This is a genomic window from Melioribacteraceae bacterium, from assembly GCA_030584085.1.
Classification (GTDB): domain Bacteria; phylum Bacteroidota; class Ignavibacteria; order Ignavibacteriales; family Melioribacteraceae; genus SURF-28.
On sequence record CP129490.1, the window covers coordinates 1,714,482 to 1,741,052 of the forward strand.

At 33.6% G+C, this 26,571-nt stretch carries 22 protein-coding genes and 1 pseudogene; 20 read left to right on the forward strand and 3 right to left on the reverse strand.

What is annotated here, in order from left to right; genetic code table 11:
- Window positions 1-9: 9 nt before the first annotated feature.
- The 18 genes from QY331_07905 (at window position 10) to QY331_07990 (ending at window position 21,395) form a co-directional block, all read left to right on the forward strand.
- Window positions 10-3,078, forward strand: a complete 3,069-nt coding sequence (locus tag QY331_07905) for a TAT-variant-translocated molybdopterin oxidoreductase (GenBank protein ID WKZ71169.1) — start codon at window positions 10-12, stop codon at window positions 3,076-3,078.
- Entirely contained in the window at window positions 3,078-4,445 is a 1,368-nt protein-coding gene (gene nrfD / locus QY331_07910; GenBank protein ID WKZ71170.1) for a polysulfide reductase NrfD, read from the forward strand. The genes QY331_07905 and nrfD overlap by 1 nt, the downstream gene beginning before the upstream one ends.
- Before the next feature lie 2 nt (window positions 4,446-4,447).
- Window positions 4,448-5,584: a DUF3341 domain-containing protein gene (locus QY331_07915; GenBank protein WKZ71171.1), complete on the forward strand. Its 1,137-nt coding sequence runs from the start codon at window positions 4,448-4,450 to the stop codon at window positions 5,582-5,584.
- Window positions 5,584-6,774, forward strand: a complete 1,191-nt coding sequence (locus tag QY331_07920) for a quinol:cytochrome C oxidoreductase (GenBank protein WKZ71172.1) — start codon at window positions 5,584-5,586, stop codon at window positions 6,772-6,774. Before QY331_07915 ends, QY331_07920 begins: the two co-directional genes overlap by 1 nt.
- A 12-nt stretch (window positions 6,775-6,786) precedes the next feature.
- Window positions 6,787-7,728, forward strand: coding sequence for a c-type cytochrome (locus QY331_07925; GenBank protein WKZ71173.1), 942 nt, complete (start codon window positions 6,787-6,789; stop codon window positions 7,726-7,728).
- The gene (locus QY331_07930; GenBank protein WKZ71174.1) at window positions 7,728-8,489 is read left to right on the forward strand and encodes an SCO family protein; all 762 of its coding nucleotides are present in this window, start codon (window positions 7,728-7,730) and stop codon (window positions 8,487-8,489) included. Before QY331_07925 ends, QY331_07930 begins: the two co-directional genes overlap by 1 nt.
- Before the next feature lie 15 nt (window positions 8,490-8,504).
- Entirely contained in the window at window positions 8,505-10,151 is a 1,647-nt protein-coding gene (locus tag QY331_07935; GenBank protein ID WKZ71175.1) for a cbb3-type cytochrome c oxidase subunit I, read from the forward strand.
- The gene (locus tag QY331_07940) at window positions 10,138-10,761 is read left to right on the forward strand and encodes a cytochrome c oxidase subunit 3 family protein (protein WKZ71176.1); all 624 of its coding nucleotides are present in this window, start codon (window positions 10,138-10,140) and stop codon (window positions 10,759-10,761) included. Before QY331_07935 ends, QY331_07940 begins: the two co-directional genes overlap by 14 nt.
- A gap of 7 nt (window positions 10,762-10,768) precedes the next feature.
- A complete protein-coding gene (locus QY331_07945) occupies window positions 10,769-11,065 on the forward strand; it encodes a cytochrome C oxidase subunit IV family protein (GenBank protein WKZ71177.1) in 297 nt (98 codons plus the stop codon).
- A gap of 8 nt (window positions 11,066-11,073) precedes the next feature.
- The gene (coxB, locus tag QY331_07950) at window positions 11,074-12,033 is read left to right on the forward strand and encodes a cytochrome c oxidase subunit II (protein ID WKZ71178.1); all 960 of its coding nucleotides are present in this window, start codon (window positions 11,074-11,076) and stop codon (window positions 12,031-12,033) included.
- Window positions 12,030-12,923: a protoheme IX farnesyltransferase gene (locus QY331_07955; GenBank protein WKZ71179.1), complete on the forward strand. Its 894-nt coding sequence runs from the start codon at window positions 12,030-12,032 to the stop codon at window positions 12,921-12,923. The genes coxB and QY331_07955 overlap by 4 nt, the downstream gene beginning before the upstream one ends.
- Window positions 12,924-12,934: 11 nt before the next feature.
- Window positions 12,935-14,281, forward strand: coding sequence for a c-type cytochrome (locus QY331_07960; protein ID WKZ71180.1), 1,347 nt, complete (start codon window positions 12,935-12,937; stop codon window positions 14,279-14,281).
- A gap of 65 nt (window positions 14,282-14,346) precedes the next feature.
- Window positions 14,347-15,213 carry a peptide chain release factor N(5)-glutamine methyltransferase gene (prmC, locus tag QY331_07965; protein ID WKZ71181.1) on the forward strand — a complete coding sequence of 289 codons (867 nt, stop codon included), beginning with the start codon at window positions 14,347-14,349 and terminating at the stop codon, window positions 15,211-15,213.
- Window positions 15,210-15,659 (forward strand): D-aminoacyl-tRNA deacylase, encoded by a 450-nt coding sequence (gene dtd / locus QY331_07970; GenBank protein ID WKZ71182.1) that lies wholly within the window; start codon window positions 15,210-15,212, stop codon window positions 15,657-15,659. The genes prmC and dtd overlap by 4 nt, the downstream gene beginning before the upstream one ends.
- Window positions 15,660-16,562 (forward strand): metalloenzyme, encoded by a 903-nt coding sequence (locus QY331_07975; GenBank protein WKZ71183.1) that lies wholly within the window; start codon window positions 15,660-15,662, stop codon window positions 16,560-16,562.
- On the forward strand, window positions 16,559-18,952 hold the full coding sequence (locus QY331_07980; protein WKZ71184.1) for a DNA internalization-related competence protein ComEC/Rec2: 2,394 nt from the start codon (window positions 16,559-16,561) through the stop codon (window positions 18,950-18,952). Before QY331_07975 ends, QY331_07980 begins: the two co-directional genes overlap by 4 nt.
- Window positions 18,949-19,989, forward strand: a complete 1,041-nt coding sequence (gene murB, locus QY331_07985; GenBank protein ID WKZ71185.1) for a UDP-N-acetylmuramate dehydrogenase — start codon at window positions 18,949-18,951, stop codon at window positions 19,987-19,989. Before QY331_07980 ends, murB begins: the two co-directional genes overlap by 4 nt.
- Entirely contained in the window at window positions 19,986-21,395 is a 1,410-nt protein-coding gene (locus QY331_07990; protein WKZ71186.1) for an MFS transporter, read from the forward strand. The genes murB and QY331_07990 overlap by 4 nt, the downstream gene beginning before the upstream one ends.
- Before the next feature lie 75 nt (window positions 21,396-21,470).
- Here the strand turns inward: QY331_07990 and QY331_07995 are convergent.
- The 3 genes and pseudogenes from QY331_07995 to QY331_08005 all read right to left on the reverse strand — a co-directional run bounded on the left by QY331_07995 (window position 21,471) and on the right by QY331_08005 (window position 24,453).
- A pseudogene (locus QY331_07995) lies at window positions 21,471-21,793 on the reverse strand (heavy metal-binding domain-containing protein).
- Between the two features lie 39 nt (window positions 21,794-21,832).
- The gene (locus QY331_08000; protein WKZ71187.1) at window positions 21,833-23,341 is read right to left on the reverse strand and encodes a sigma 54-interacting transcriptional regulator; all 1,509 of its coding nucleotides are present in this window, start codon (window positions 23,339-23,341) and stop codon (window positions 21,833-21,835) included.
- 11 nt (window positions 23,342-23,352) lie between these two features.
- Window positions 23,353-24,453, reverse strand: coding sequence for a hypothetical protein (locus QY331_08005; protein WKZ71188.1), 1,101 nt, complete (start codon window positions 24,451-24,453; stop codon window positions 23,353-23,355).
- Between the two features lie 179 nt (window positions 24,454-24,632).
- Between QY331_08005 and QY331_08010 the strand changes: the two genes are divergently transcribed.
- Window positions 24,633-25,502, forward strand: a complete 870-nt coding sequence (locus tag QY331_08010; GenBank protein ID WKZ71189.1) for a hypothetical protein — start codon at window positions 24,633-24,635, stop codon at window positions 25,500-25,502.
- Window position 25,503: 1 nt separating this feature from the next.
- A complete protein-coding gene (locus QY331_08015; GenBank protein WKZ71190.1) occupies window positions 25,504-26,571 on the forward strand; it encodes a mannose-1-phosphate guanylyltransferase in 1,068 nt (355 codons plus the stop codon).

The window sequence follows — 26,571 nt, forward strand, 5'->3', positions numbered from 1 at the left end:
TTTTTAAGAATGTCTGATAAGAAAAAAATCAATAATCCGAATTTTTGGCGAAGCATTAAAGAATATCATGATAATGATGCAGTCTTTGAATCGAAAGTAAACGAATTCAAAGAAGGGGTTACGGATGATTTTGAACCCTCCGAAATTAACGGTGTCTCAAGAAGAAAATTTTTAGCTCTACTCTCGGCTTCTGCTGCTTTTGCAGTTACTTCTTGCACAGATTATCGTGATAAAGGTGAGATTGTGCCTTACAACAAAAGACCGGAAGGAGTATTACCGGGAAAACCGAATTTTTATGCTTCAACTTGTACAGAATGTTCCCAAAACTGTGGAATTTTAGTTAAGACACGAGAAGGAAGACCAATTAAAGTTGATGGTAATCCTGACCATCCGGTTAATAAAGGAAAGTTATGTACAATTGGTCAAGCATCAATTCTTAACCTTTATGATCCGGAAAGATTGCAATATCCATTAAAAGGGAATAGTAAGACGAGTTGGGATACCGTTAACTCTGACATTATCGCAGAGTTGAATTCAGCAGACACATCAAATAAAGAAATTGCAATAATAACCGGAGCAATTACATCTCCAACAACAGCTCGTCTATTAAATGATTTTGTAAATAAATTTCCCACTGCAAAAGTTTATTCATACGAATTAATTAATGATAAAAATAAAAGAGATGCATGGAAAGAATCCTATGGCGTTGATACAATTCCGGCTATAAAACTTGATGAAGCTGATGTAATTCTATCATTAGATTCTGATTTCTTAGGTAAAGAAAATTCTTCCGTTGAAAACATGAGAAAGTTTGCATCAAGAAGAGATTTAATGAAGGGAACTGATTTTAATCGTCTGTATGTAGCAGAAGGTGGGATGAGTTTAACAGGTACCAATGCAGACTACCGCTTACGTGTTCGTCCCGATTATCAATTACAATTTGTTCTGGCTTTACTCAATGAAATAGTAAATAGAAGAAATGCTTCGGAAATATCGCTAAGTTCTTCAGCTACATCGTTAATCTCAAAACATGATCTAAAAAGTTTTGTCACAAAGCATAATTTAAACGAAAAGTATATTGCTAGCCTGGTTGATGATCTCATCCAAAATAAAGGTAAGGCAATTGTTTTAGCCGGTGAAACTCTTGATAAAGAAGTACATATCGCAGTAAATCTTCTTAATGAAGTGCTGGGTAATTCATCTTTGTATAATGAAAATTCATATTCTTCGTTACAGCTATCAATGAGCAGCGCAGAAGATATCAAGCGATTAATTGGAAATATGAAATCCGGAAGTGTCGGAGTAGTAATTCATTTTGATACTAATCCCGTTTATCACTTTCCGGGAAAATTAGATTATGTTTCTGCCTTAGCTAATGTAAAAACTACAATTTCATTGTCAGAAAATATTAATGAAACTTCAGAGAAATGTCTTTATACATTACCTATAAATCATACACTTGAGTCATGGAATGACTTCCAAGTTAGAAGCGATGTTTACTCAACACAGCAGCCTGTAATTTCTCCGTTATTTGATTCTAGACAGAAAGAAGCAATTGTATTTAATTGGATAAATAATAAAAATTATTCCGATGATATTTATCATAAATACTTGATGAATAATTTTAGAGAATTGGTTTATTCTAATTTCAATACTATTGTCGATTTCAATACATTTTGGTTTACCACTCTTCATGATGGTGTCATCGCAATAAAGAATGATTCATTAAAATTAGCATTCAAAATAAGTGCATTCGAATCTATCAAAGAAAGTAAAGTATCCGAGTCCATCGCTGTTCAACTTCAGAAAAATTATTTCATCGGTGATGGAAGATTCACAAACAATGGTTGGCTTCAAGAAACTCCCCATCCGGTATCAAAAGTTACATGGGATAATTATGCTGCATTGTCTCCCGCTACTGCTGAAAAATTATCGGTTGAAAATAATGATGTAATAAAAATTGAAATAAACAATTCACAACTCGAAATTACTGCATTTGTTCAACCCGGTATGGCTGATGACCTTATTACGATAGAGTTGGGTTATGGAAGAACTGTTGCCGGTGAAGCCGGAAGTAATGTTGGCTTCAATGCAAATAATTTGTTGAATTATGTCGAGAATAATACTCAATACATTCTAGGAAATGCAACCGTAAGTAAAACCGGTTCTACCTATGCATTGGTTTCAACTCAAGAACATCACGCAGTTGATGATTCATTAGTAAAAGATTTTCACTTGATCAGAGATATTATTCAAGAAGGAACTATAGAAAAATACAAAACAGATCCTAAGTTTTTACATCATGGTTCACATAAATTATTAAATATTACCGAGCCGTTTGCTTATGAAGGTGTTAAGTGGGGAATGGCAATAGATTTAAATAAATGTACAAGCTGCTCTGCTTGTGTCACATCATGTAATGTTGAAAATAATATACCGGTGGTTGGAAAAGATCAAGTCGCAAACGGACGAGAAATGCAGTGGATCAGACTCGATAGATATTATTCCGGTACTCCGGAAGATCCGATTGTTAGCAATCAACCAATGTTATGTCAGCATTGCGACAACGCGCCTTGCGAAAATGTCTGCCCGGTAAATGCGACAAATCATAGTACCGACGGATTGAATCAAATGGCATATAACAGATGTGTTGGTACAAGGTATTGTGCAAATAACTGTCCATATAAAGTTCGCCGTTTTAACTTCTATAATTTCCGAGATCATTTTGCAAATGCGTATTATGAAAATGATGTAACTTCATTGGTGAATAATCCTGAGGTGACAGTTAGATCACGCGGCGTTATGGAAAAATGTACATTCTGTGTTCAACGTATTATGGATGAAAGAGAGAATGCAATTCGTGAAGGACGTGAAGTAATTGGAAGTAATGTTAAGACAGCATGTCAAACAGCTTGTCCAACTGATGCAATTAAATTTGGTGATATAAACGATCAGAATTCAGAAGTGTATAAATATAGAAATCATGATCTCGGCTATCATGTTTTGGAAGTATTAAATGTAAGACCTAACGTAACCTATTTAGCTAAATTAAGAAATATTCACTCGGAGGAAGTCTAGTGTCCACAGTTGACTACTCACAAGAATTATCTGTTATCGAAAATAAACCTTCCTTAAGGCAAATTGATGATTTAATTGCTAAGCCGCTTGAGAGCATGCCGGATAAAAAATATTACATTGCTCTTGCAGTGACTATTAGTATGTTGATGATTGGTGTTATTGGATTGGGACTTTCGTTTTATTACGGAACCGGCTTGTGGGGTAACAATAATCCGGTTGGATGGGGTTTTCCGATTGTTAACTTCGTGTTTTGGGTTGGTATTGGTCACGCCGGTACACTTATTTCTGCAATTCTCTTTTTATTTAGACAGAAATGGAGAACCGGTATTGCACGATTTGCCGAAGGTATGACAATATTTGCAGTTATGACTGCCGGTATTTTTCCTCTTATTCACGTTGGGCGTCCTTGGTTAGCAGGTTATCTTTTCCCTTATCCGAATCAGCATTCTTTATGGGTTAATTTTTCGTCACCTTTATTGTGGGACGTTTTTGCGGTTTCTACCTACTTAACAGTTTCGTTTATTTTTTGGTACGTTGGATTAATTCCGGATTTTGCAACATTGCGAGATAGAACGACTAATAAAATTAAGAAAATCATTTACTCTGTATTTAGTCTTGGTTGGAGACATTCGAACAGACATTGGCAGCATTATGAAATGGTTTATTTGATATTGGCTGGGTTTGCAACTCCGCTCGTATTATCGGTTCATACAATTGTGAGTTTTGATTTCGCAGTTTCAATTATACCCGGTTGGCATACAACCATATTCCCGCCTTATTTTGTTGCGGGCGCTGTTTTTTCAGGTTTTGCGATGGTTCAAAACGTCCTGATTTTCATTCGAAAAATATTCAACTTCGAACACATCATTACCATAGACACACTTGAAAAAATGAATAAGATTATAGTTCTAACCGGAAGTATGGTTGGTTATGCATATGCAATGGAGTTTTTCATTGCTTGGTATTCCGGCGTTCAGCCTGAACAGTTTACTTTTATCAACAGAGCATTTGGTCCTTATGCTTGGGCATATTGGATTATGGTTTCCTGTAATGTGATTTTCCCGCAATTATTCTGGTTCAAAAAAATTCGACGAGCAATTCCGGCAATGTTTGTTATTGGTGTTCTTGTTAATGTCGGTATGTGGTTTGAAAGATTTGTTATAACAGTTACGTCTTTATCAAGAGATTATTTACCTTCTAGTTGGGCTTATTATACACCAACACTTACAGACTTCTCAATATTGATTGGTAGCTTTGGGTTATTCTTTACACTTATGTTATTATTTACGAAAACATTACCGGTTGTGTCAATTGCAGAAGTTAAAGCTGTTTTGGATGACTCACAACCTTCACATAAGGATCATTGATGATGAGTGAAAAAGTTTTATTTGCGATATCGGCAATATTCAATACTCCTGATGAGATTATACATGCGGCTGAAAAAACAGCCGAAAAAGGTTACAAAAAATTTGATGTGAACACACCTTATCCAATTCATGGTATGCCGCAAGCAATGAAATTGGGGCGATCTAAATTGGGTTATGCAGCTTTGATTTTTGGATTAAGCGGTACACTTGCTGCATTATTAATGACATTTTGGATGTCTGCAATTGACTACCCGCAGATTATAGGTGGTAAACCATTTTTTGCATTCCCAAAATATGTTCCTATAATGTTTGAAGTAACAGTTTTGGCAGCAGCTATTGGAACTGTTGTTACTATGCTTTTCTTCTTTTTCAAATTCCCTAATAATTCTCATCCGCTGCATGATACCGATTATATGAAAAAAGTTTCGAGTGATAAGTTTGGTGTGGTTATTCAAGCAGACGATGAATTATTCAATTATGGGGAAGTAAAGAGATTCCTAAGTGAAATTGGTGCATCAGAAGTTAATGAAATTTATTGGGATGATGAAGAAGTAAGTACAAATCCACGTGTGCTTGAACCAAAGTTTTTAGGATTTCTTTTAGTTACTGCAATTCTGATATCCGGTGTTACTTATTTCTCTTTGAATAAGTTAATGTTTATGGTTCCATTTAATTGGATGATGGAACAAGATAAATTATTACCACAAGAAACATCCACATTGTTTGCCGATGGATTTTCCATGCGTCCACCAGTTGAAGGAACAATTTCAAGAGGAACAATCCCGTATCCATACTATGGCCAGCCTGAACTAGCGGAAAAGAATTTAATAAATCCACTCGATTTTACTAAAGAGAATTTAGATCTAGGAAAAAAGAATTACGATATCTTCTGCAGTCCGTGTCACGGTTATTTTGGAGAAGGTGACAGCAGACTAAGGGGACAATTTCCTAATCCACCTTCAATTCATTCAGAAAAAGTCAGAACTTGGAGTGATGGAAGAATTTATCACGTAATTGCAGAAGGACAAAATGTCATGCCTTCGTATTCAACTCAAATGACCAGAGAAGAAAAGTGGGCAACTGTTTTATACATCAGAGCATTACAACGTGCATTAAATGCCAAGGAGTCTGATCTATAATGAGTTCATCAGAAACAAAAATTGAATATTCTAGAAAGGAATTACCGTCAGGTTTTGGAAAAGCCGGAATTGCACTTTTTGCTATCGGATTAGTTTTGGTAATTTTATCTTTCTTTGTTGATGCAACCCGAAGTTCATTCAATAATTTGATATTGCTTATGTTTTTAAGCAGTATCGGTGTTGGGTCATTATTTTTAGTAGCAGTTGAATATCTAGCAGGTGCTGTTTGGAGCACTCCATTTAGGAGGATACCAGAATTTTTGGGAGCAATTCTATTTATACTTCCGATAGTTGCTATACCAATTTATTTTAATTTGCATGATATGTTTCACTGGACGCATACAGAAGATGTAATGAATGATGAAATATTGAAAGGGAAGTCAGGTTATCTCAATGTTCAATTTTTTACAATAAGAATTATAGCAATCTTTTTAATCTGGATATTGTTCTACGTTCTCTTTACAAAACGCTCAAAAAAGCAAGATAGTACCGGTGATCAAAAATTGACTACTGCAAATATCAAAACCTCGGCTGTTTTTATGCCGATATTTGCTATAACAATAACACTTGCTTCTATCGATTGGATAATGAGCTTAGAACCACATTGGTTCAGCACAATATTCGGCGTTTATTATTTTGCCGGAACAATTCTCGCAGCTATTGCCGTTGCTACATATCTCGTAGTTTATTTAAATGAAAAGGGAATATTTGTAAAAGGAATCAAGACTGATCATTATTATAGTTTTGGTGCGCTAATGTTTGCATTTGTAAATTTCTGGGCATACATAGCATTCTCCCAATTCCTTTTAATCTATTATGCAAACTTACCGGAAGAAACTTTTTGGTACTTAGAGAGGTGGGAAGGTAACTGGTTAATTGTCTCGATTATATTAATAGTTGTTCATTTTGTTGTTCCATACTTTGGTTTAGTATCACAACCTTCTAAAACAAATCCAAAGAGGTTGAAGTTTATGGCTATTTGGATTCTGGTAGCTCATATGATTGACTTATACTGGTTGATTATGCCGACTTACAGTAAAGATTCCGTCCCATTCGGTTGGATGGAACTTGGATTTCCTTTCTTAGCCTTTGGTATTATGGTAATTGTGTTTGGATTGAAAGCTAAAAAAGAAAATATAATTCCTATCGGTGATCCTAAACTTAAACGAGGATTAGATTTTAGACTCTAACGGAATAAAGTTATGAACCCTAATAAAAAATACGAACCTGAAATTGATTTTAAAGCGTTGTTGAAAAATCCTAAGAGATTATTCGGATGGGTTTTCCCTTACTTCTTTATTCTCATGCTAATGCTGGGAATATTTTATGTCAAAAATTTAAATGCGATTTCTGAGAACACAGCACAAGTAAATGCACCGATTGAAGATGAGGTTAAAAGAACAATATCCGCTAAAAAAGGTGCTATTATGCCGGCAGTTGATCTTGAAGTAATTAAAAATCCTTCGAGTGATTTTATTGCAAAAGGGAAAGAACTGTATCAACAGAGTTGCGCAAGTTGTCATGGTAATAACGGTTTGGGTGATGGAGCAGCCGGTGTGGCTTTGAATCCTCCTCCAAGAAATTTAACAGATTTATCCGGCTGGACTAATGGAACCGATTTTGTAAACTTATATAAAACTCTTGAAGAAGGCATCGTAAAAAACGGAATGGCTGCATATGAATATATGCCACCGGTTGATAGAATCGCAATGATTCAATACATTCGAACACTTGCTGATTATCCTGAAATTACCGAAGATCAAATTCAAGAAGCAGATGTTACATATAATCTTACTGAAGGAAAGGCAACTTCAAATCAGATTACACTTGATGAAGCGATTGATTTGGTAGTAAAAGAAAAGTCAGTCAGTCCAAAACTTGCAAATATCATGATATATATGAATAATCATCCTTCAATTGAAGGAAGAGATATATTTAATAATGTTGCCGTTAATCAGTATAGAGTTGTTTCTTCTTTTGCTTCTATAAACTTAAATTCACTTTCGCTTGAGGAATTCGTTCAAATATCCAGCTCAAATTTTAATGAGATCGGTTTCTCAGCTAATGTAAATACTTTAGAGCAAGATGGTTGGCAGAAATTATTTAACTATTTGAAAAATGTCTTAGGAAGTGCTTCAGTATAATGAAACGATTGTTTAATATACTTCTTATAACTATTGCCATTTCTCTACATCTAAATGGTCAAGAAATTGAAGTTGGTATTGACGAAAAAATTGGAGACTTCATTCCAATGGATGTTGAATTTTTTACATCCGATGGCGATACCGTAAAATTGAATGAAATTATTGATAAACCTTTTTTATTAGCACTTGTATATTATGATTGTCCCGGAATATGCAGCCCGCTATTAACAGAACTAACTTGGGTAGCTGATAGAGTTCAGTTAGAACCGAATGAAGAATTTAAAATCATTACGCTGAGTTTTGATCCACGCGAAACTCCGGAATTAGCTGCCAACTGGAAAAAAAATTACTTCAATAGTTTCAGAAGAAATTTTCCTGAAGAAGCGTGGACATTCCTGACCGGCAATGAAGAAAATATTAAAAAAATTACTGATGCAGTTGGTTTTTATTATAAGCCGACACAAGATGATTTTTTGCATGCCGGAGCATTGATTGCAATTTCTCCGGAAGGTAAAATATCTCGATATATTTTCGGTTCAACTTATAATCCATTTGATGTAAAGATGGCGTTGCTGGATGCCGGAAGTGGAAAGACTAATCCTACTGTAGCAAAGGTTTTACAATTTTGTTTTAGTTATGACCCTGAAGGAAGAAGTTATTCACTTAACATTACTCGAATTATCGGTTCGGTAATGTTAATTATGATTGGTATTTTCTTAACTGTGCTTTTGGTAAAAAAACGAAAAGATTCTAAGAATTAAAGGAGTTAGATATAAATGGCTGATGCAAACGCTCATGTAGCCAGTAAGTCATTTTTTGAGGAAGGAACTACTAAAAGTAGTAAGGGAATTCGCTCTTGGCTATTTAGTACAGACCATAAACGAATCGGTTTGATGTATTTGGTTACTATTACCGCATTCTTTTTTGTTGGTGCATTATTCGGCGTGTTAATGAGATTGGAATTGATGTCGCCCGGCGAAACGATTATGGGGGCACAAGAATATAATACATTATTTACGCTTCATGGCGTCATAATGATTTTCTTGTTTATCATTCCGGGAATTCCCGCCATATTCGGAAACTTTTTTCTTCCCTTACAACTCGGGGCAAAAGACGTTGCTTTTCCTCGATTAAATTTATTATCCTATTGGATTTACTTAATAGGAAGCATCCTTGTAATTTTATCTTTATTTATGCAAGGCGGTCCGATAGATACCGGTTGGACTTTCTATGTGCCATATAGCGTCAGAACTACAACAAGTGTTTCACTTCCGCTTTTTGCCGCATTTGTACTTGGATTCTCATCGATATTAACCGGATTAAATTTTATTGTTACTATTCATAGAATGCGTGCTCCGGGAATGAATTTTTTTAGGATGCCGTTATTTGTTTGGTCAACGTATGCAACTGCGTGGATTCAAGTAATTGCAACTCCGGTTGTTGGTATTACAATTTTACTAGTGATAATAGAACGATCTTTTGGAGTCGGAATTTTTGATCCGGCACTAGGTGGAGACCCGATTCTCTTTCAACATATGTTTTGGATTTATTCTCATCCCGCTGTATATATCATGATACTTCCGGCAATGGGTGTTGTATCGGAAATAATTCCAACTTTTTCTAGAAGGACAATTTTTGGATATACACCAATTGCAATGTCAAGTTTGGCAATTGCTTTTGTCGGATATCTTGTTTGGGCACACCATATGTTCACTAGCGGTATGAGTGATACATCAAGAGTTATCTTTTCATTGCTTACATATATTGTTGCTTTACCGAGCGGTGTTAAAGTCTTTAACTGGGTTGCCACAATGTATAAGGGAAGTATAGATCCGAAACCACCGTTCAATTGGGTTATGTCATTTGTATTCCTATTTTCAATTGGTGGTTTAACCGGTTTGGTATTAGGAAGTATTACTGCTGATATACACGTTCATGATACTTATTTTGTCGTCTCCCATTTTCATTATGTAATGTTCGGTGGTACAGGTACTATAGTTTTTGCCGCGATGTATTACTGGTTTCCAAAGATGTTCGGTAAAATGTATAATATTAAATGGGCGAATCTCAACGCACTGTTTTATTTCATCGCATTTAATACACTGTATTTCCCAAAATTCATAATGGGTTATCAAGGTATGCCAAGAAGGTATTATGATTATTTACCTGAGTTTGCAGATTTACAAATGCTATCAACTATAGGTTCTTGGCTGATGTTTGCAACACTTGTATCAATATTTTTGAATTTATATTTAGCAGTTAAGAAAGGTAAAAAAGCGCATCACAATCCGTGGGGCGGAGTTACATTAGAATGGCATACATCGTCACCACCGCCGCTTTTAAATTTTGATAAAGAAATTACAGTTAATCATGAACCTTATGACTTCAGCCAACTCAAGGAGTTAGATTATGAGTCAAAGTAACACTACCGCTGTTCACCACGTACATAGAGATGATCTCGGTGCAAAAATGGGGATGTGGGTTTTCCTATTTACCGAGGTACTTTTATTCGGCGGTATGTTTTTAGTTTATGCTGTTTATAGATTCCAACACCCGGAGCTATTTAAACTTGCTGCTCTAGAATTAAATACCGCAATGGGTACATTCAATACAATTGTACTGCTTACAAGTTCACTCACAATGGTTTTAGCGATTGTTGCGCTGCAGAAAATGCATAAAAAATTATCATTATTTTATTTAGCTGTAACTATTGGTTTCGCATTTGTGTTTATGGTTGTAAAATATTTTGAATGGTCAGCTAAATTTAGTCATGGTATTTATCCGGGATCCGAAGAACTTCTTAATAAACAAAACGGTGAAATACTATTCTTTGGACTTTACTTTGTGATGACCGGTTTACATGCCCTTCACGTGATTATAGGTGTAGTAATTATTGCATTCTTATATGTATTTATTAAACGCGATAAAATTACTCATGACAATTATGTTAAACTAGAAAACGGTGGACTTTATTGGCACTTAGTAGATTTGATTTGGATTTTCTTATTCCCACTATTCTATTTAATACATTGAGGTTTTGATGGAACATGGAAATACAGAACATAAAGAACATTCACACGGTTATGGAATATATATTCTTGTTTGGCTTGCATTAATTGCATTAACATCAATTACTGTAACTGTAGCCGGTGTTGATTTTGGAAAAATTGCATTACCGATTGCTTTGTTTATTGCTGCGGTTAAATCTATGCTGGTTATTAATTTTTTTATGCATATAAAATATGAAGATGCAATCTTCAAAGTATTCTTGCTTTTAAGCGGCATGACACTCTTGGTAATATTTATTTTAACTTTCTTTGATGTTTTTTATAGGTGAGGTTGATAATGTTTGGATTTTTATCTGGCACAGCTCCGGCATCCACTACTGAGACCGTTGACGATGTAATGCTTTTTATTGTCGCGATTTCCGTAGTATTACTGATTGGGGTTACGGTCGCGATGATATTTTTTGTTTTCAAGTATCATCGAAAGAAAGGACACAAACCGGTTGATATTCATGGAAATTTATGGTTAGAAATTCTTTGGATCGGCATTCCGACAATTCTGGTATTAGCAATGTTTTATTATGGTTATTTAGGATTTAGCAAAATTAGATATATCCCGGAAGATGCATTTGAAATTGAAGTTACTGCCAGAATGTGGGCTTGGGAATTCAATTACCCCAATGGCAAGAAAACTGATTCGTTATATATTCCTGTAGATAAACCTATTAGGTTAACTATGGAATCAGCTGACGTAAACCATTCTCTTTATATCCCGGCTTTTAGAATTAAAGAAGACGTTATTGCCGGTCGAACAACTTATTTATCTTTTACGGCTGAAACAATAGGAAGATACGATATTGCTTGCGCGGAATATTGTGGATTAAAACATTCTATGATGTACAGTGCCGTGATAGCAATGGATGAGCGTGAGTTTGCATCATGGTATGATTCGGATGCGCAAAATGATTCTACTGATATATTGAATGAAGAAGTTCCAATGGCACAATTAACAAATCACTCGTTGTTGGTTGAAAAAGGTTGTATGACTTGTCATACTATCGACGGAACGGAAAAATTAGCTCCATCATTTAAGGGATTAGTCGGCAACAAGAAAATTGTTTTAACCGATGGTGAAGAAAGAGAAATTATTGTTGATGAAGAATATATTCGAAGATCAATCATCGATCCCAATGCCGATATCGTGAAAGGATTTGTTTATGGAATGATGCCGGTACAAACTTATAATCTTAACGATGATGAATTATTAGAAGTTATTGAGAGTATAAAGAGTATAAATTGAGTAATTATTTCGAAACGGTGAAAAACAAAATCAATCCGTTTCTTGAATTAGCAAAAATTAGAATAACTTTTTTTATAGCGATTTCAACAGCAGTAGGGTTTATTCAATTTGCAGGAGAGCTTTCGACAAGAATTATTCTACCGTCAGTCGGTGTTTTAATTTTAGCTTGTGGATCATCTGCAATTAATCATTATCAAGAAATAAATACTGATGCAATGATGGAACGGACAAAAAATCGTCCACTAGCATCGGGAAAGATTTCACCTTTTGCCGGATTAACATTTGCAATCGTTCTTATAATTATTGGAAGTGCATCAATTTATTTTTCATCCGGATATGTGGCTTTAATTTTAGGATGGATTACGCTTCTTTGGTATAATTTATTTTATACTCCATTAAAGAAGAGATATGCATTAGCAGTTGTTCCCGGATCAATTGTTGGGGCTTTACCTCCGGTAATCGGATGGGTGGCAGCGGGCGGTTATTTATGGGATGCTCAAGCTTTAGCTTTAGCGCTTTTCTTCTTTATATGGCAAATTCCTCATTTCTGGTTATTGCTTTTAATATATGGTGAGGATTATGAAAAGGCTGGTTTCCCGACATTAACTAAAATATTTTCTGATGCACAACTGAGCAGAATTACTTATATGTGGATAATAGCTTTGGCTATTAGCAGTTTGCTAATTCCTTTATTTAGCTTTAATGCTAATATTATTACGGCAGTTCTACTGTTAGTCGCCGGTTTTTGGTTAGTATATAAATCAATAAATGTTATTAAAGATTATTTAAACAAGAGAGTTTTTAGAAAAGCATTTTTATTGATAAATGTATATGTGTTGATTGTTGTTATAATTATTTCAGTCGATAAACTTATTTTCAGACAACTTTAAGGAAATGCAGTATGGATTTTCTAAAAAATTTAGCTCTTCCTCAATCTCATGAGCATTTGATATTATTAAAATATTTGCTCGGATTAACTTTCACGTTATTTCTTCCGTATTTATCTTTATTGATTGGGGCGAGCTTTCTTTCTATTATTCTCAAAAAGAAGAGTACAAAAGAGAACGATGGCAAGTATATACGTTATGCTCGGGATTTAATAAATATAGTCACTTTTAATAGAAGTGTTGTGTACGCTTTAGGTATTGTTCCTCTACTAAGTACATTGTTTTGTTACTTACAGCTTTTACAGAATTCTTCCTCAAGTGTCTTGACTTTGGTTTTATTGTCGTCAGCTTCATTTATAATCGGTATAATTCTGATTTATTCTTACAAGCACAGTTTTAACTTAAAAACCATTTTCGAATACGTTCAAACAAAGCAAATAAGTTTTGATGAATCCGACACAAAAGAAACTTTTGAAAGTTACGGTAACGATGCCAGACATAAGTTTGAAAAAACAGATTTATGGAGTTTGATATTTTTCTCATTAGCTGCTTTCCTCTTTATTGGTGCAATCGCCCAGGCATCTAATTCTGAACTGTGGGGAAGTGATTATTCTATTATCGCATCATTATTTTCAGTAAAGAGCTTATCCTATTTAATTTACTTTTTTATCTTATCTGTAGCGGTAACATTAATTGCCGGATTATTTTATACATATAAATATAAACAAGATGAACAGGCTGATTCAGAATATGTGAGTTTTGTACGTGAGTATTCGATAAATCTTTCATTAGTTTTGACGATTATTCTGCCGGTATTTGTTTTATTTACAATGTTCTTTACACCACCGGGTTCTTTAGCTTACTTTGGGTTTATCTCGATTTTGTTAATGCTTATCTCATTGCTACTTATTGCTACCTTGTTATATGTCATGATGAAGGATTCTAAAGTAAACTATGTAACAACATTGGTTGTGTTGGTTATATTCGTATTTATTTTCTCTAATGCAAAAGATCAAATTGCATTTAGCACGGCATCAAAGCAGCACTTAGCCGGATTGGAAGCTGAGTTTATCAAATATGAAGAAGATTTTAAAGCAAGTTTGGGTTTATCTACTGTCACGATAAGCGGTGAGGATATTTACAACGGTAAGTGTATTGCATGTCACCAATTTGATAAAGTCTTAGTCGGACCACCGTATAAAGAGATATTACCTAAATATGACGGTGATAAAGAAGGACTTGTGCAATTTATACTCAATCCGGTCAAAGTAGATCCCAATTATCCGGCAATGCCAAATCAAGGTCTTAAACCAAATGAGGCAAAAGCTGTTGCAGAATATATTCTCGAAACATATAAGTAATATTTAATTACAGAATTAGTTTGAAAGGGATGTAATTATCACATCCCTTTTTTATTTTAAACAATATGAATAATAAAAATCAAATACTGACGGTCCTTAATGCAATTCAACTTTCAACAAGTTATTTGGAAGAAAAAGGAATTGAATCACCAAGAATGAACGCTGAACTTTTGCTGGCTCATGTTCTTCAATGTAAAAGACTTGATTTATATTTAGCATTTGATAGACCTTTGCTTGAAGAAGAAATAGTGCAATTAAGAGAATTTATTGCTAGAAGAGGGAAGTTTGAACCACTTCAATATATTTTGGGTGAAGTTGAGTTCTACAATTTAAATTTTAAAGTTGATAAGTCAGTGTTAATTCCTCGACCAGAAACTGAGTTATTAGTTGATGAAGCGATTAATCTAATTAACGAATATAACTATACAAACATATTAGATGTAGGAACAGGCTCAGGTAATATTCCAGTATCCCTCGCAGCAAATCTGAATGGAGTTACAATTACTTCAATCGATATTTCCAAAGAAGCGATAGATACAGCAGTTAAGAATGCTGAAAAGAATAATGTTAGAGATAAGATAAATTTCATTATTTCCGATATTGCTGATTATGTTCCGGATCAAAAGTTTGACGTAATCGTTTCAAATCCACCGTATGTATCTTCACAAGAATATCAAAATCTTCAAAAAGAGATCACCGCTTATGAACCGAGAGAAAGTGTGACTGATAATGATGATGGATTTAAATTCTATAGAAATATTCTTTCCAATAATGATAGGCTGCTACGATCCAATGGATTTGTAATTTTTGAAATAGGCCAAGGTCAAGAAAGCACCTTGTATAAATTATTTGAAGAACATTCTTTTGAACATGTAAAAACGATAAAGGATTTGCAGAATATTGATCGAATAATTTTAGGTAGAATAAAATGAGAGCATTAGTTCAAAAGGTAAAAGAAGGTGGCGTTTATATAAGTGAGAATAATTATTCTGCTGAGATAGGAAAAGGATTAGTTATTCTTCTTGGTGTCACTCACGAAGATGGAGAGAACGAAATTAATTTTGTTGCGGATAAATGTTCAAATCTCAGAATCTTCCCGGATGATGGTGGTAAAATGAATTTATCTGTAAAGGATATTGACGGAGAAATTTTAGTCATATCTCAATTTACATTATATGGAGATGCAAGAAAAGGAAACAGACCAAGTTATACAGAGGCAGCAAGTCCGGAATTGGCTGATAAAATTTATCAACAATTTATTTCTAGATTGAAATCCAATCTGGGTGATTCTAAAATTAAAACCGGTCAATTCGGGGCGATGATGGAAGTGAAAATTATAAATGATGGTCCGGTAACAATTATGGTCGAATCTAAATAAATGTCAAAAGTATTAATGATATTTGTGGACGGAGTCGGGATAGGCGAGAATGACTCGAATAAAAATATTTTTTTTACCCGAAGATTTAAATTCATCCATGATATCTTCGGCGAAGTTCCGCATTTACAAAATCAACTTATAGAGAAAGACGGTAAATATATTTTCCCCACCGATGCTTGTCTTGGTGTAAGTGATCTACCACAAAGTGGAACAGGTCAAACTTCAATATTTTGTGGAATTAACGCACCAAGTATTCTGGGGAGGCACTTCGGCCCTTATCCGCATTCAGAACTTATTCCTTTTTTGAAAAAATTAAATATTTTCAAATCTTTTCTTGATCTCAACAAGAAAGTTGTATTTGCAAATGCATATCCAAAAATATTTTTTGATTACATAGATTCCGGTAAAAAGAGATTAAGTGTAACTTCATTGAGTTGTTTGCTTTCGGGTGTTCCGTTAAAAAGTGAAACTGACCTTGCAAATGGTAATGCATTAAGTGCTGAAATTGATAATAGTCGCTGGGTTACAAAATTGAATTATGATCTTCGTATAATCACTCCCGAGCTCGCAGCCGAGAGACTATTTAAATTAGCAGCTGAAAATGATTTTACACTTTTTGAATATTTCTATACGGATCACATTGGACATTTTAGAATTAAGGATGTAGCGGATGAAATCCTAAATACATTTGATGAATTTTTATATTTAATATTATCAAATCTTCCGGATGATATAACTTTATTAATTTGTTCTGACCATGGAAATATTGAGGATATGAGTGTAAAAATGCACACGAGAAACCCGGCTTTAACAATAACTGCCGGTAAACATTCCGATAAACTTGCCCGGCAAATTAAAGATATTACACAAATTAAAAACGCAATAATAGGTCTATTTGATTGAGAGATTACCCATTAATAAAATTTACACTTGCTTTTATTATTGGTATTGTTGTTAGCGGTTATATTGATTTCCAAATCCTTCATCTGAGTGTTACGCTTCTGATGTTGATTGTTGTTTCAATCCTACTAAACTTCATCAAGTTCAATTATAGAGATGTAGTAATTTCCTTGTTAATTTTGTTCTTAATTTCACTCAGCGGTATAATTTATTATAAATCACATACAATAGATAAACCAATTTATCCATTCAAAGATCATTTTGTTAAAGACGTATTGTTGGACGGACGAGTTGATGAAATTCAGCTACCAAGCGATAAATTGACTTTAACATTGAAAGTTGATCGCATTCTTAAAGGAAATAATAAAACTGAAATCGATTTTAACGTTTTGTTGCATTTATATTATGATGAAAAAGAGATAGATCAAATAATATCGAAACTTCAGCCCGGAAATAGAATAGTCATACTCGGTAGTCTAAGTATTCCTCCAAATGAAAGAAATCCAAATGATTTTAATTACCGTGAATATTTAGCAAATCAAGGAATCACAGCTATACTTAATTCATACTCTTCATTTGATTTTGTAATTGTTGATTACGAGAGAGAATTTATCAATTCAGCCATCTTTAATGCCCGATACTTTATCGCTAATAAAATTAAAAGCATTTATTCTCCTCAGACAGCAGGATTACTTAAGGGTTTATTATTAGCTGATAGAAGTGAAATCAGTTATGATGTAAAAGATGGATTTATAAAATCGGGAGTGATTCACGTTCTTGCTGTTTCCGGATTACATGTTGGTTTTATTATTCTAATACTTCTATTCTTATTAGGTAGATTCAATATTTATTTGAGAATAGCATTTACGATACTCGGATTATTTGCATTTGTGATTATAACGGGATTACCACCCTCCGTAACTCGTGCTTCAATAATGGCTAGTTTAATATTAATTTCATTTCTCCGATCAAACAAGCAAAGCAATTATAATACACTTGCACTAGCTGCGTTAATAATATTAGTCTTCGATCCCCATCAAGTATTTAATCCCGGTTTCCAACTGTCATTTTCAGCTGTTTTATCAATTTTTATTTTTCTACCAAACTTAAAAAGATTGATTGAAAGAAGAATTACAACCAATAAATCAATAAGTTTTTTACTATTATTTATATCTGTTTCAATTGCCGCGCAAATTGGAACATTACCATTTACAGTTTATTATTTCCAGAAGTTTTCTATCATTTCAATAATTGCTAATCTTTATATAATTCCAATAATTGGATTTATTCTTGCTCTAGGAATACTAACATTAGTACTTAGCCTTGTTTCATTCCCATTAAATTCGTTATACATTTTGGTAAACGAAGGAATTGTTGAGTCAACCTTTGAAATAATTAGCATAATGTCATCTTTACCTTTTTCATATTTAGAATTTCCTAATTATTCGGTATGGGACGGATTGGTTTATTTAGTATTGCTAGCTCTTTTTACAAGATACTTTAAAGAATTAGTTTCTTTAAAAACCAAACTTATATTCGTCTTATTAATTGTGTTTAATTTGGCAGTCTGGAGCAAAGTTGATGATACTAAGATTTTACCGGATGGGAAATTATCTATCTTGGTAGTCGATGTTGGTCAAAGTGAATCTGCAATAGTAAAATTTCCTAGTAATAAACTCGCTGTAATAAATTTCGGTTCCGCCTCAAGCGAATACAGTACTGGAAGTCAAACTATTGTTCCTTTATTAAAGTTATTAGAATTAGATCAAATCGAGTATGGAATTATATCACACTTTAGTAGAAGAAAATATTTAGGTGTCTTGGATGTGATTGAGAATATTAAGCATGATTCATTGTTCATCCCCAAAATATCCGGACATAACAGCGAATTAGAACTATTCAATACTTACCTTAATGAGAGGAATGTGAATTGGGAAATCATCTCAGGTAATAAAATCGATTTTGAAAATTCGCGGATATATTTATTCCCACATACAAGTATGGGCACTAACAACAGTATGAATGTTTATAATCTCAGTGCTGGTATTAAAATAGCTTATGGAAATACAAGTATTCTATTTATGGGGGGAATCGAAAAGAGGGGAGAAGTCATTTTAAATGAGACGTATAATAAGTTCTTAGAATCTGATATATTACATGTCGCAAATTATGGAAGTGATGTAAGTACTTCATCGGAATTAATCAATGTTGTTAAACCAAAATATTCGGTAATAAGTGTTGGGCTTGGTAATTATATGAATTATCCATCCAATTCAGTTATTGATTTATTATCTGCACACGATTCTCAAATTCTTCGAACCGATGAACTGGGTGCAATTCTATTTGTAAGCGACGGTGAAAAAATTGAACAGATTGATTGGAGAAAGAATTGAGTACTGTCCATCATAATTATTCTCTCAAAAAATATAATACATTTGGCATTGAATGCTTTTCGAAACAATTTGCGCGGTTTAATTCTGAAGAAGAATTAATTGCACTGTTAAACTCGAAAGAAATTGATAAAAGACAGTTATTTATTTTAGGTGGGGGAAGCAATATTCTTTTCATCAATGATTATGATGGAGTCATTCTCCATAATAATATTAAGGGAATCAGCGAAGTAAACATTTCTCAAAATGATGTTAAGTTATCAATTGGTTCCGGTGAAGTATGGGATGATATCGTTCAATATGCCGTGAAGAAAAATTATTACGGAATCGTAAACCTATCTTTAATTCCGGGTTCGGTTGGAGCCGCTCCAATTCAAAACATTGGTGCATACGGAGTTGAGCTAGAAAATGTTTTACATTCTGTTGAAGGTATATTTATTGATTCGCTGAAACAGAAAGTTTATCTAAATAATGAATGTAATTTTGGCTACCGTGAAAGTATTTTTAAGAAAGAATTAAAAGGAAAGTTTATTGTTACAAAAGTTAATCTGATTTTATCCAAACAAAAAAAAATAAATTTAACATACGGTTCGCTAGATTCTTATTTGAGATCTGCAAATATTGATGAACCGAACATCCAGAATATTAGAGATGCAGTAGTATTTATAAGAACAAGTAAACTTCCTGATCCTAAAAAACTAGGAAATGCCGGCAGCTTCTTTAAGAATCCAAAAGTAAACGTTTCTGAACTAGAAGTAATTAAAACAAATTATCCGGATATTGTAGCATTTCCATATGATGAAAATGTATATAAAATCTCAGCCGGTTGGATGATTGAAAAATGCGGTTTAAAAGGAAAAAGAGTTGGTGATGTAGGAACTCATATAGACCAAGCATTAGTAATTGTGAATTATGGCGGTGCTTCCGGATCAGAAATACTTAAATTTGCAAAAACCATTCAACAAAATGTTTATGATAAGTTTGGAATAAAATTGGAACCTGAAGTAAATATTATAAATAATAATCGGGATTTATTATGACAGAGAATACTGAAGAAACAAAAAATGGAAATTTCTTTAAAGGAATTATTAAAGAACTAACTCAACCATTTATTGATTTAGCTCATACCTCAAAAGCATTATTCGGACTTAATTTTTCATACGTGATTGAGGGTATGACTTACTTTGGAATTGTAGGATTGCTTGCAATCTTTTTCAATCAGTATATTGGTCTTGATGATATTGATGCCGGAAGAATGGTTGGTATTCTTACCGCCGGTATAACAATTGCTATGTTATTCCTTGGTGCAACAGTTGATTGGATTGGTCTGAGAAAAGCTTTGCTGATAGCACTTTCATTTATGCTTGTAGGTAGATTGTTGTTAACAATATCACCGGAAATAGGTTTACCCGGATTATGGAATACTTCTCATGTATTTGCAATGCTAGGTATTTTGGGTATAATAATTGGTTATGGAATTTATCAACCCGCAGCTTATGCCGGTGTTAAAAAATTAACTACACCCAAAACAGCCGCCATGGGCTACGCAATGCTATATGCGCTAATGAATCTTGGTGGATTTTTACCGGGTTTGATTTCTCCTCCTATAAGAAAAGCATTTGAAATTACAGGTGTGTTTTGGTTTATGACAATATTTACAGTTGTGGGTATTGGAATAGTTTACTTTATCATCACGAAAAAAGCCATGAAGAATGCTGTTGACCAAATAAAAGCTGAATCCGGTGTGACGGCAGAGGAAGCCGAAGAGGAAGACGAAATGGATAAATTAACCTCAAAAGAGAAACTTAAATTCTACATAAAGAATTTCCCGTTGCGTGATATGAGATTTCTATTTTTCATTTTTATTCTTATACCCGTTCAAACACTTTTTGCACATAATTGGTTAACATTACCGTTATATACAAGCCGTGCGTTCGATGGTTTTGTCCAAGATAATTTTGAGTTCTTCGTAAATCTCAATCCAATATTGATTTTCATTTTAGCACCAATGGTAACGGCACTTACTTCAAAGAAAAACACTTATAACATGATGATAATCGGTACTGCAGTTATGGCATTGCCAACTTTTATTTTAGCATCAGGACCCACCTTTTTCAATCTAATGGCTTACCTCGTTATAATGACAATAGGTGAAGCAATGTGGCAGCCTCGATTTTTGCAATGGGTCGCTGAAATAGCACCAAAGAACATGACCGGTATTTATATGGGTATAGGGCAATTCCCGTGGTTCTTAACAAAAATTGTTACTAGTTTGTATTCAGGTTGGTTCTTAATGAATTATATACCCGGTGACGTACCCCAATCAATGATGAACTCTGAAATGATGTGGCTGATTTATGGGTGTATTGCTATTATAACTCCTATTGGATTATTTTTAGCAACAGGCTGGATGAAAAAAGGCTTTAAAACAAAACACGAAGGATAAGCCTCATTTTAACTAGAAATTTGTAGTGGCTTAAATATAAAGACAGGTTCAGATAATCCGAACCTGTCTTAATTATTAATCTTCTAAAACAATAGCCGTTCCATTTGCAGAAACCATTAACATACTTCCGCCTTGACCAATAGTTTCATAATCTAGATCTACTGAAAGAACTGCATTACCTCCCATACTTCTTGCTTGGTCTATCATTTCACTTATTGCTAAATCTTTTGCTCGTCGTAATTCTTTTTCATAGGAAGCAGAACGTCCACCAACAATATCACGAATTCCGGTAAAAAATCCTTAAATATATTTGCACCTAGAATTGCTTCACCGGAGACTAATCCAAGATATTTAGCAATTTTCTTTCCTTCTACAGTATTGGTTGTTGTAACTAACATTTTATCTCCAAATTAATTTTGTTGAAGTGCTATTAAAAATTAATAATAATTTTCTTCTGAATCTTCATCATCTTCGGATTGATTTATGTTAAACATGCTGCTCAACATATCTTTGAATTTTAGACCGGACTCAATTACTTCTTTACTTAATAAAGAATATTCGGACAAACCGAATAGCAGAAATTCCATGAGCAATAATTTATTTTCTTCAGTTTCATTTTGATGAAAAGTATTCACTAAATCGGATAATCCGTTAACTTTATGTAATGCATCTTTGTAATCCGTGTTTGATGCATTTTTATTTAAATCAATATACTTCCCGGAGTTGAACCAGCTAATGATCTTTGAATAAGGATTTTCTTGATTCTTTTTCTTCATTAGATCCGGACTTGTAAAGTAGTTTGCAAATTGATTTCTGATTGCTTTACCGATTAATATGTGAGCAACTTTCAGAGGGCCTTCTTGTTCTCCTTCGTAAACTAATTCTATTTTTCCGGTTATTGAGGGAATTACTCCGCCTAAATCACTAAACCTAATTGTAGTAAGATTTTCACCATTCAGAAGCATTCTGCGTTCAGCAGTGCTGACTAAATTTTCATATGCGGATATTGTCAATCTCGCAGAGACTCCACTTTTAGAATCCACATACTCACTACTACGCGCTTCCATTGCTATTTGTTCAATTAGATTTTTAAATATATCCGGTACAATAATATTTTCTTTTTGATCAAATGTTAAAGATGATTCCGAAGATGTTATCTTTTTAGAGTCGCTGATAGAACGCGGATAATGAGTTAATATTTGCGATTCAATTCTATCTTTTAGCGGAGTTACAATTGCACCACGATTTGTATAATCTTCAGGGTTTGCAGTAAATACAAAATGTACATCTAAAGGTAATCGAATTTTAAACCCTCGAATCTGAACATCTTTTTCTTGAAGAATATTAAATAATGCAACTTGAATTCTTGCTTGGAGATCAGGTAATTCGTTTATTACAAAAATGCCTCTGTGAGAACGAGGAATCAATCCAAAGTGAATTACTCGTTCATCAGAATAGGGAAGTTTGAGAGTTGCCGCTTTTATCGGATCAACATCACCAATCAAGTCAGCAATTGTAACATCAGGTGTTGCCAATTTTTCTGTATAGCGTGTATCTCTATTTATCCACTCAATCGGGGTATCGTCGCCCATTTCACTAAGGATATCTTTTGCATAACGCGACAATGGATTAAAAGGATCATCATGCATTTCTGAACCGGCAATAACAGGAAGATAGTCGTCTAATAAGTTTACAATCAATCTAGCAATTTTAGTTTTAGCTTGTCCTCTTAATCCGAGCAATATCAAATTGTGTCGAGATAATATTGCTGTTTGAATATCAGGTATAACTGTCTCATCATAACCAACAATTCCATCAAATGGATTTTCACCATTTTTTAATTTATAAATTAAATTAGAACGCAATTCATCCTTGACTGAACGAGTTCTATAACCGGACGCTTTTAGTTCACCGAATGTTTTTATTGATTCAATATTTTTTTGCATTAATTCTCCATTTATCTTAATCTTTTTCTTCGGTTCCGAACGAAATCTTCAAACACATATTCTCCTAAACCGGTTAGTGAACTGTAATAAGCTCGACCTTGATTAGTAATTGTAAATTCTCTTACGAACTGCTGCAAATATGGATCGCTTGCAATCATAAATGTGGTAATAGGTATTCCGAGTTTTTTACATTTTGCAGCTTGATCGAATGTTTTATTAATAATTTTTCGATCCAAACCGAAACTATTTTTATAATATTTTATACCTTGCTTCAAGCAAGTCGGTTTGCCATCGGTAATCATGAAAATTTGTTTGTTGGATGTTTTCCGTTTTCGTAAGATATCCATTGCCAATTCCAGCCCGGCATAAGTGTTTGTATGGTATGGACCGACTTTCAAATAGGGGAGGTCCTTTATTTCGATTGACCATGCATCATTACCGAATACAATTATATCAAGGGTATCTTTTTTGTATTTAGTAGTTATTAATTCAGCTAAAGCCATTGCAACAGTTTTAGCTGGAGTAATTCTATCCTCGCCGTACAATATCATTGAATGAGAAATGTCAATCATCAAGACAGTAGATGTATTTGTCTTGAATTCATTTTCCTCAACTTCCAAATCATTTTCTGTGAGATGAAAATCATCTATCCCGTGATTAACTTGTGCATTTTTAATTGAGGAAGTCACATCAATTTGATCTAAAGTATCACCAAATTGAAAATCTCTTCTTTCCGATGTTTTGTCATCACCAAACCCACTGAAATGAGTTCTATGATCACCTTTACCCGATTTCTTCAATTTTGAGAATATCTCTTCCAATGAACGTTGTCTAATTTCTCTTTCCGATTTGGAGGTTATACTAAATTTATTGGGATTAGCAGGATTATCATCTATGTATCCTTTGTCTTTAAGATCTTCTATAAAATCACCCATTCCGTAATCATTATCTGTAATATTGTACCTTCTATCAAGTTCGTTCATCCAATTGAGTGCTTCTGAAACATCTCCTGCCGTTATATTGATTAATTGCATAAAAATATCAAGCAATTTATCGAATGCTGAAAATGATTTATGAATAGGATTATATTTGCTGAATCTATATCCAAGCATAAAATAGAAAACCTTTCATTTTAATTAAAAGTTCAAAAACGGATAGAATGTATTATAAATCTAAAAATAAGTATACGATTAATAAAGTCAATAATTTTGATTACATTTAATAATTAAATAAAGCTTTCTATTAAGTAATATTTTGATTCCACAGGGCACAGTTCGTTGAATTTCTGTAAATGAATCTAGTTAAACAATACATAATTCAGTCAATTATTACAGCTTCAAATAATCTCAGATTAAGTTCCGAGAAAATTGAGGTTGTCGCAATTTTAAGAGAACATCTCTCAAGTTGTTCAAGTATTGAATTTGAAATTCAACAAATGAAAAAGGTTACTTCGCTATCTAAATTTGCAATCAAACTGGATGAGATTTACCGCTTTATTGCCACTTCCAAAATTGATTTCTTGAAAATATCAGACATGTTTAAGGAACACAGTCACAGTTTAATTAAAGAACTAAACAATGTGCTTGATGTCGTTACACCTCTAAATATGAAAAATATTTTAAAAGAAATTTCAGATAGAGATAGCAAATCCGATAAAAGTGAAAAACCTAGTAAACCTGAAGCGATGTCGGAAATTAAAATTCACAGACCACAAGCTGAGCTTGTTGAAAAAGAACATTCAATTACTGAAAAATTAGTACTCGACGATGTGATCGAGTCCGATGAAATAAGTTTTGAGTATTTTGAAAAAACTATTTTAAAACCGGTTAAAGAATTGGATGCATTTTTCAAAAAATTAGAAAATTTGAGTTACACGGGTGAAGAAATCAAAAAGTTTTATGAACTTATGGAAGTTAATACTTCACTTTCGGAAAAAGTTGGGTTTGAAATTATTACAAACATGCATAGAATAATAACTCAAGCGCTGGCTCAGATAAAGGACAATGAAATTACTCCGATTCACGAAACTGTAGAAGGAATGCGTGCCTGTCTAATTGTAATTGTTGCCGTTGTTAAACAAAAAGAAATTGATATTACTGCTTACTTGAACAAAGCGGAAAAATTCGGCAAATCAATTGTTGCCGGAAAAGGGAGATTTTAAGATGGAACTTTATGCAGTTATAATGGCCGGAGGAGTGGGCAGCAGGTTTTGGCCTAGAAGTAAAAAGAAAAAACCAAAACAATTAATAAGGATTATAGGTGAGAACACTTTAATTCAAGATACTGTAAATCGATTGGAAGGAATAGTTAAAAAGGAAAATATTCTTATTATCACAAATCGATTGCAGAAAAGCAGAGTGCGCGAACAATTATATAATATCCCGGAAGCAAATATTATTGATGAACCTTTTGGGAAAAATACTGCGCCTTGTATCGGACTAGCTACCGCACACTTAAAAAAACGAAATAAGGATGCAGTTGCAATTGTTCTTCCGGCAGACCACGTCATTCATAATGTAAAAGAATTTCACAAAACAATACTTCGCGCAGCGGAATTTGCGAAAAACTCTAAAAGGTTGGTTACTATTGGTATCAGACCTTCATACCCCGAAACGGGTTATGGTTATATTCAATTGGACGATGTTGAGCAAGAGAATAATATTTATAAAGTTTTAAATTTTGCTGAAAAACCTAATATTGCTACGGCTAGAAGATTTTTAGAAGATGGCGGCTTCTTTTGGAACTCCGGAATATTTGTTTGGACTTTGGATGCTATTATGGATGAGCTAAATGAGTATTTGCCAGAACATTACAGTGGAATTTGTGAAATTGAAAATTCGATTGGGACAGAAAATTACGAAGCAACGTTGACCAATATTTACGGACAACTAAAGAGTATTTCTATTGATTATGGTATATTAGAGCATTCCAAAAACGTATATGTTACAAAAGGTGAATTTGATTGGAGCGATTTGGGTTCTTGGGAAGCTGTCTATGATATAACTCCAAAAGATGAAGAGGGGAACGTAAAGATTGGGGATGTTTATACCGAGAATACTTTTGGGAGTTATATTTTCTCTCCTCAAAAGTTTACAGCAGTAATTGGAGCCGAACATTTATTAATAATAAATACAAAGGATTCATTACTTATTTGTCATAGAAATAATGCACAAGATGTAAAACATGTTGTTGATTATCTTAGAATGAATAAAAGAAGTGACTTAACTTAA